General features: G+C 41.2%; 1 protein-coding gene and 2 pseudogenes. All 3 read right to left on the reverse strand.

The window, feature by feature from the left end:
* Positions 1-287, reverse strand: a pseudogene (locus tag R7D93_RS25780) (helix-turn-helix transcriptional regulator); the annotation flags it as partial.
* 267 nt (positions 288-554) lie between these two features.
* Positions 555-755 (reverse strand): chromosome segregation ATPase, encoded by a 201-nt coding sequence (locus R7D93_RS25785; protein ID WP_005462979.1) that lies wholly within the window; start codon positions 753-755, stop codon positions 555-557.
* A gap of 56 nt (positions 756-811) precedes the next feature.
* A pseudogene (locus R7D93_RS25790) lies at positions 812-1,155 on the reverse strand (methyl-accepting chemotaxis protein); the annotation flags it as partial.

The following is a 1,155-nucleotide window of genomic DNA, read 5'->3' on the forward strand; positions in this document are numbered from 1 at the left end:
TCATCCGTTGAGATAGATTTGTCACAGTTGATGAGGATTTCAAGCGTTCCAGTTAAATTGGGGGTTTTAAATTCCATATAACGAGCAAACACTTCATCTGTGATAACGCTGTAATCTAGGACAATCGCTGATATAGGTCGATTTCTAACAAATGGGCTAGCAAGATTTTCGGGAGTGATCAGTAGAACGTTAATACCGAGCTTCGTTTCCAAAACATCCTTTAAGAGAGATGACTGTAGACTGCCCTCCGTGATTAAGATGACATTCCTTGTAGTTTGATGCTCCATCCTGCTCGCATTCCTTTAGTAGTTTAGATTGAAATATGCAATAGAGTAGATAGAGCGGGAGCATTGTCAAGTATGAAAATCCCTAGTACTAATTAGTAAACTATTGAAGTGTCAATAATTTTTAAGTCACAACATGATGTAGGGAGAAATGGTAGAGAAAAGCTATCCGATTAGAAAATGATGAGTAGAAGTCGCGCTTGTGACTTAGTAAATTGAAGGAATGATGAATTTTACAAATGAAAAAAGGGAGTAAACACTCCCTTTTTATTAATGAACCGGAACAGAATTTTTCTGATTAAACTTGCCGAAGTATTGCTCCAAAATTTCTGGCGTTAACTTGCCTTCTGCTTCTAGCTTTTTAAGCTCAGCCGCAATGGCTTTTTGCTCTTCTAGCGAAGGCAGCTTTACTTCTGGCTCCTCTGCAGCTTCTTGAGAAATCTGCGCTAGTTCTTTTTCGAAGTCGTTCATAGTACTTACCTAAATATAGTCATTAAACTGTTCAACTTCGTCTATTCTATCCAACTCTAGAGTTTGAAGCTACCAACCATCTTATCTAGGCGAGATGAAAGCTCTTGAAGATCGCGGCTTGCGCCAGCCAACTCTTCCGCCGTTGCAGTTGTCATCTCGTTGATTGCGTTGATTTCTTCAATATTCTGATTGATCGTATGAACCACGGTAGATTGCTCTTCCGTTGCCGTCGCAACTTGCGTGTTTCGATCGGAGATATCCGTAATGCGCTCAGAGATATTCACCAGCACTTCTACCGCTTCATCCGTCGAAGCCACACCCTCAAATGTGACCGCTTTGCCAGCTTCCATCGCGCTTACTGCATCCTGAGCATCACTTTGAAGCTGGTTGATCATACGTT

Origin of the sequence: Vibrio sp. YT-15, from assembly GCF_033337445.1 — a bacterium.
Classification (GTDB): domain Bacteria; phylum Pseudomonadota; class Gammaproteobacteria; order Enterobacterales; family Vibrionaceae; genus Vibrio; species Vibrio alginolyticus.

Bases quoted from the DNA above. Each gene is read 5' to 3' on its own strand.
- R7D93_RS25785 (WP_005462979.1), bottom strand. From the start codon at position 755: ATGAACGACTTCGAAAAAGAACTAGCGCAGATTTCTCAAGAAGCTGCA.